Annotated in this window: 8 protein-coding genes; 6 read left to right on the top strand and 2 right to left on the bottom strand. The window is 62.0% G+C overall.

The features are described from left to right. Positions 1–119: cyclic pyranopterin monophosphate synthase MoaC (gene moaC, locus F4Y38_10180; GenBank protein ID MXY49640.1), on the top strand; the 119-nt coding region annotated here is incomplete at its 5' end. A 30-nt stretch (positions 120–149) separates the two neighbouring features. Here the strand turns inward: moaC and F4Y38_10175 are convergent. Together F4Y38_10175 and F4Y38_10170 are read right to left on the bottom strand one after the other, a co-directional pair. After that, on the bottom strand, positions 150–545 hold the full coding sequence (locus F4Y38_10175) for a type II toxin-antitoxin system VapC family toxin (protein ID MXY49639.1): 396 nt from the start codon (positions 543–545) through the stop codon (positions 150–152). Further along, positions 542–826, bottom strand: coding sequence for an AbrB/MazE/SpoVT family DNA-binding domain-containing protein (locus F4Y38_10170; protein ID MXY49638.1), 285 nt, complete (start codon positions 824–826; stop codon positions 542–544). The genes F4Y38_10175 and F4Y38_10170 overlap by 4 nt, the downstream gene beginning before the upstream one ends. Positions 827–966: 140 nt before the next feature. Here F4Y38_10170 and F4Y38_10165 point away from each other — a divergent pair, with 140 nt between their 5' ends. The 5 genes from F4Y38_10165 (at position 967) to argH (ending at position 6004) form a co-directional block, all read left to right on the top strand. Next, positions 967–1434: a hypothetical protein gene (locus tag F4Y38_10165; protein MXY49637.1), complete on the top strand. Its 468-nt coding sequence runs from the start codon at positions 967–969 to the stop codon at positions 1432–1434. Between the two features lie 19 nt (positions 1435–1453). Beyond that, entirely contained in the window at positions 1454–2473 is a 1020-nt protein-coding gene (locus tag F4Y38_10160; GenBank protein MXY49636.1) for an N-acetyl-gamma-glutamyl-phosphate reductase, read from the top strand. A gap of 1 nt (position 2474) precedes the next feature. Then, a complete protein-coding gene (gene argB, locus F4Y38_10155; protein MXY49635.1) occupies positions 2475–3263 on the top strand; it encodes an acetylglutamate kinase in 789 nt (262 codons plus the stop codon). 84 nt (positions 3264–3347) lie between these two features. Then, positions 3348–4541, top strand: coding sequence for an aspartate aminotransferase family protein (locus F4Y38_10150; protein MXY49634.1), 1194 nt, complete (start codon positions 3348–3350; stop codon positions 4539–4541). A 98-nt stretch (positions 4542–4639) separates the two neighbouring features. Continuing rightward, on the top strand, positions 4640–6004 hold the full coding sequence (gene argH / locus F4Y38_10145; protein ID MXY49633.1) for an argininosuccinate lyase: 1365 nt from the start codon (positions 4640–4642) through the stop codon (positions 6002–6004). The last annotated feature ends 13 nt before the right edge of the window (positions 6005–6017 follow it).

Genomic DNA, 6017 nt, shown 5'->3' with positions numbered 1-6017 from the left:
TCTACGACATGTGCAAGGCCGTGGACCGGACCATGGTGATCGCCTCCATCCTGCTGGTGGAGAAGGACGGCGGCAGGTCGGGCAAGTTCAGAAGGCCGGGGTGGGAGGGGCCGGGGTAGTGCGGTATCTGACTAGGTATATGCCAAACGTCAATTCTTACTCAATTCCGGGAAATAGGTCTCGTAAAAACCGCGATCTCTGGTAAGAAAGGCGTCTGCGGAAACCATTGCGTGAGCGCCGATGAGGAAGTCTGTGATGATCCGATCCCTGGGTCCCCCCGCCTGCCGGTACCGCATCCAGCGCAACCCCGCTTCGAAAGCAATTTCCGTATCGATGGGGGACGATCTCGCTCCTAACTCTCGCAAGGCGCCATCCAGGGTGTCCCGGTCCTTGAAAGTCGGTACGAGCTCCGCGTAAACCAAGTCGCAAACGAGTATTCCGCCTCTGTCAAAGGCTTCACGCATTGCTTCTCTGGACTGCGATCCATAAAAGCTGTCTGAATGAAACACGTCCAACAGGATGTTTGTGTCGACAGCAGTGATCATCTTCCCCGGATCTCTTCGATGTATTCGTCTGTATTCCCACCAGTGCCCAAAATGCCGTAGACGCGATCCACCGGGTGTTGGGATGATGCTCGCTTCTGGATCAGCAATCCCTTCTCCGTAGGCGTAATGACTACTTCTACATCATGATGCATTCCGAAACGGTCTCTCAGCCGTTTAGGTATGGTTATCTGTCCGCGTTCTGAGATTTTCATATTTTCTCCATACGAAATACGTACTCGTGATCTCATACCTAAAATAACAACCTCTTGCTGGTTTGTCAACCTGGATTTGAACCGCTCCAATACATAATTGGTCGATAGGCGATGTTTTTTCTTGACGAACTTCTAATCCTGCCTATATTGCGTCCGTGCAAGAATGGAATAATAATTCTCAATTAAATATAAATATTCTTCAATCAATCATGAACGCCAAGCACCAGCGCCAGGGCACCATACGATCACTCATCGAACGGGGACACTTCCATACGCACAAGGAGGTGATCGCGGCCCTGCACACGGAAGGGATCGACGTCAACCAGGGCACGCTGTCCAAGGATTTCAAGGAACTGCACGTCATCAAGACGCGTCTCGCGGACGGGCAGTACAAGTATGTGCTGCCGCGTTACTACTCGGTGGAGACCCAGGACGAACTGGTCGAGCGGGAGATCCGGGATTTCGTCGTCAGTGCGGACGACGCGATGAACCAGGTCGTCCTGCAGACCTCCGCCGGCCATGCGTCGGGAGTGTGCGAGGCGATCGACCAGGCGGAATGGCCGGAGATCGTGGGCAGTGTCGCGGGCGAGAACACGATTCTGCTGATTACCAAGTCGACCGCGCAGGCCGCAAAAACACTGCGGCGCGTCAAGGCCATTATGAAGCAGAAGCGGTGAAGCAGAAGAGGGAAGGCACATGATCAGACTGGGCATCATCGGCGCGACGGGATACACGGGCATGGAGTTGTACCGGCTTGCGTCGCGGCATTCCGGCATCGAGATCGTTTTCGCCACGTCCGAACAGTACACCGGCCAACACCTCGGCGAGGTCTTTCCCCGGGTCGATCCGGATAGGGACGTCACGCTGAGATCCCTGGACGACATTGCGGACGAACCCGCCGACGTGGTCTGTTTCTGCACGCCGGACGGGGTGGCCATGGACCGGGTCGGCGCCTTCCTGGACCGGGGCGTGCGCGTCGTGGACGTCAGTTCCGATTTCAGGTTCGACGATCCGGAGGTTTACACGTCCTGGTACAGTCGCCCGCACACCGCCCCGTCGCTCCTCGATTCCGCGGTCTACGGGATACCCGAACTGAACCGGGACCGCATACGGTCGGCCGATCTCGTGGGCAACCCCGGCTGCTATCCCACCGGCGTGATCCTCGGCCTGGCCCCGCTGCTCGAAGAGGGCGTGATCGACGCCGGGCAGATCATCGTGGACGCCAAGTCGGGCGTCAGCGGCGCTGGCCGGGGCCTGAAGCTGCGCAATCTCTACGTGGAGGTGAACGACAGCATCACACCGTACAACATCGGTCACTCGCATCGCCACGTGGGGGAAATCGAGCAGGAACTGTCCAGGTTCTCCGATGCGCGGCCCTACGTGGTTTTTTCGCCTCACCTGACGCCCATGAGCCGGGGCATCCTGGCGACGACCTACGTACGTGTGAAGAACGGCGCGACCCATGGTGACCTGGGGGCCCTGTACGAGCGGCGCTATGAAGGGGAGCCCTTCATCCGGCTGTCGCATTCCGGCTATCCCGAGACCCGTTTCGTGACCTGGACGAACTACTGCGACCTGCGGATCGACCGCGTCGACGGATCGGACCTGGCCATCGTCACGTCCGCCATCGACAACCTGGTCAAGGGCGCTGCCGGCCAGGCGCTGCAGAACGTGAACGTCATGAGTGGCCTGGACGAAACGACGGGGCTGATCTAGTATGGCACAAAACATCGTGGTAAAACTCGGCGGCGCGACGATCGAGCAGGACGGCGTGATCGAGGAACTGGCCGCCGACCTTCGGGACCTGCCGGACGTTTTCCCGATCATCGTCCACGGCGGCGGTGCGGAGATCGGCCGTTATCTGGAGTTGCTCGGCAAGGAGTTCACCTTCGTGAACGGACTCCGGGTCACGGACGGCGACATGGTCGAAATCGTGGAGATGGTCCTGTCGGGCAAGGTCAACAAGGAACTGGTCTCGCGCTTCCAGCACAGCGGCGTGAATGCGCTCGGCGTAAGCGGGAAGGACATGGGCCTGCTGCGGGCTGAGAAGTACCGGGAGGACGGCGTGGACATCGGCTTCGTGGGAGAGATCGTCGAGGTGAATACCGCCCTCTTCGATCTCTGCGCGTCGAACCACGTCACGCCCGTCGTCTCCCCCATTTCGGGGGGCGTCAACGGGGAGACCTACAACGTCAACGCGGACCACGCCGCGCTGGACATCGCCCGGGCCGTGGCCTGCGACGACGTCGTGTTCATATCGGACGTGGCCGGCATCCACCGGTCCGACGGCCGGCCCGTTCGCAAGTTGACTCCCGAACTGGCCGATGCCCTGATCGAAGCGGGAGAAATCACGGGCGGGATGATTCCCAAGGTCCGCTCCGCCCTCGAGTGCCTGTCCTATGGCGTCCTCCGCGCCCGCATCATCGCGTGGCGGGGGGCCGGAACGCTGCGGAAGGAACTGGCGTCGGAAGAAAGTGTTTTCGGAACGGTAGTGACGACCGGTTAGCGCCGTTTTGCTAACGGATAGCACCGTGTCGCTACCGGCCGAGGTGAAGCAGTCGGCAGCAACCACTGGAAGAAAGGAAAAAGCATGAATACCGAAGAGATCATCGCCCTGGAGGAACAGTACATCGCGCCGACCTACGTGCGTCCGCCCGTCGTGTTCGACCGGGGCAGCGGCGCTTACGTCTACGACCTCGAGGGCAGGCGGTATCTCGATTTCCTCGGCGGCATCGCGGTGAACTCCCTGGGCCACGGGGTGCCGGAGATCATCGGCGCCGTGGCGCAGCAGGCCGCGAAGTTGATGCACATCTCCAACCTGTACCACACGGAACCCCACGTGAGGCTCGCGAAGCTGCTGGTGGACAACGCCTTCCCGGCAAGGATCTTCTTCTGCAACAGCGGATCGGAGTCCATCGAAGCGGCCCTGAAGTTTACGCGCCGGTGGGCGTCCGAAGCGGGCGGCGAGGCCAAGCACGAGATCGTGACCTTCGAGAACGCCTTTCACGGACGGACCTACGGCGCCGTCAGCGCCACGGCCCAGCCCAAGTACCACGAGGGGTTCAAGCCCATGCTTCCGGGGATGGTCTACCTGCCCCTGAACGAGATCGAGCCCCTCGAAGAGGCGATATCGGCGGAACGGACCGCGGCCGTGATGGTGGAGCCCGTCCAGGGCGAGGGCGGCGTGAACCCGGCGCACGTGGAATTCCTGCGGCATCTGCGCAAGATGTGCGACGAACGCAAAGTCGCCCTGATCTTCGACGAGATCCAGTGCGGCCTGTGCCGCACGGGCAAGCTCTTCGCCTACCAGCACCACGGCATCGAACCGGACGTCATGACCCTGGCCAAGCCGCTGGCCGGCGGCCTGCCCATCGGCGCCGTCATGATGAAATCCCACATCGCCGAAGTCCTCAAGCCGGGCATGCACGGTTCCACCTTCGGGGCGAACCCGGTGGCCTGTCACGTGGCCCACGCCGTCGTCAGCAAGATGATCGACGAGGGTCTGGCGGACCGGGCCCTGGAAATGGGCGGCAAACTGACCGCCGGACTGAATGCCCTCGCTGAAACTCACAAGGACATCAAGGAGGTCCGGGGCGCGGGCCTGTTGATCGGCGTGGAATTCGAAGACAAGGTAGGCGACCTCGTAAGCGCGTGCCGGGACAAGGGCCTGATCGTGGGAACGGCCGGGGACAACGTGCTCCGCTGTGCGCCGCCCCTGGTGATCGATCAGCGGCACGTGGACGAGGCGCTCGGGATCATCGGCGTTGTGCTGGACGCGCGGTGAGGAGCCCGCATGGTAAGCTGACCGTGCAGGATGATGATCTACCTGCGCCGCAGTCAGCTGCACGCGCAAAGTGACCGTTTTAACATGAATGGAGCATCATGACCGAAAGCCGGGACGAAGCACTCAATCGACTCATGGATGATTTCCACGCGTCCATCGACGCGGACCGCCGCCTTTTCCGCGTGGATATCCGGGGTAGCATCGCCTATGCCCGCGGGCTGTTGCGCATTGGCGTGCTCACCGCCGACGAGGGCCGCGTAATCGAAAAGGCACTGGGCGAGATCGAAGGCGAGATCGAAAGCGGCGCCTATGCGCTGACCCGGGATCTGGAAGACATCCACATGGCCGTGGAGAAACGCCTGATCGAGAAAGTGGGTCCCGTGGGCGGAAAACTGCACACGGGCCGGAGCCGCAACGACCAGAACGCCACGGACGAGCGACTGTATCTCCGCGAGGTGGTGGACGACGTCTCCGGGCGGATCCGGGAATGCCAGGCAGCGCTGCTGGGGCTGGCCGAACGCACGGTGGATGTCGTCTTCCCCGGGTATACCCACCTGCAGCAGGCGCAGCCGATCCGGTTCGCCCACTACGCCCTTTCGCTCTTGTTCGGGCTCCAGCGGGACCGGGAGCGTCTGGCGGACTGCCGGAAGCGGATCAACGTCATGCCCCTCGGCGCCGGGGCGATGGCGGGCAGCGCCTTCCCGATCGACCGCGCGTTCCTGGCCGATGAACTGGGTTTCGACGGCATCTCGCCCAACAGCATCGACGCGGTGAGCGACCGCGATTACAACGTCGAGTTCCTCGCCGCCTGCACGACACTGATGATCCGCATCAGCCGGGCCTGCGAGGACCTGGTCATCTGGTCGTCCACGGAATTCGGGTACGTCACGCAGCATCCCCGGCTGGCCACGGGCAGCAGCATTATGCCGCAGAAGAAGAACCCGGACGCCGCCGAACTGCTGAGGGGCAAGACCGGCCGCGTCGTGGGCAGCCTGGTCACCCTCGTCACCATACTCAAGGGCCTGCCCCACACGTACAACAAGGACATGCAGGATGAAAAGGAACCGCTTTTCGACGCCATCGACACGGTGATCGTCGCGCTGACGGTCTTCACGGCGATCTGGGAGACGCTGGAGGTAAGAGGCGATCGGGTTGAAAAAAACATGGACGACGCCATGCTTTCCACGGACCTGGCGGACTACCTGACCCGGTGCGGCGTGCCGTTCCGCGAAGGACACGGCATCGTGGCCGCGCTCGTGGACGAGGCCATGAACCGAGGCTGCAGCCTGCGCAACCTGCCGCTCGAGCTGTACCGTCAGTATTCGGAACATTTCGACGAAGCCGTGATCGCCGGGCTCAGGTTCGACGACAGCGCCGACAAGCGCGCCCTTCCCGGCGGCACCGGAAAGGAAGCCGTGCTGCGCCAACTGGAACAGGCCCGAGAGATCCTGGCGCGCGGTTAACCAGCTGGAACAG

The organism is Gemmatimonadota bacterium, assembly GCA_009838645.1.
In the GTDB taxonomy this organism is placed as follows: Bacteria; JAAXHH01; JAAXHH01; order JAAXHH01; family JAAXHH01; genus JAAXHH01.
This window is presented reverse-complemented; position numbering and strand designations above follow the sequence as displayed.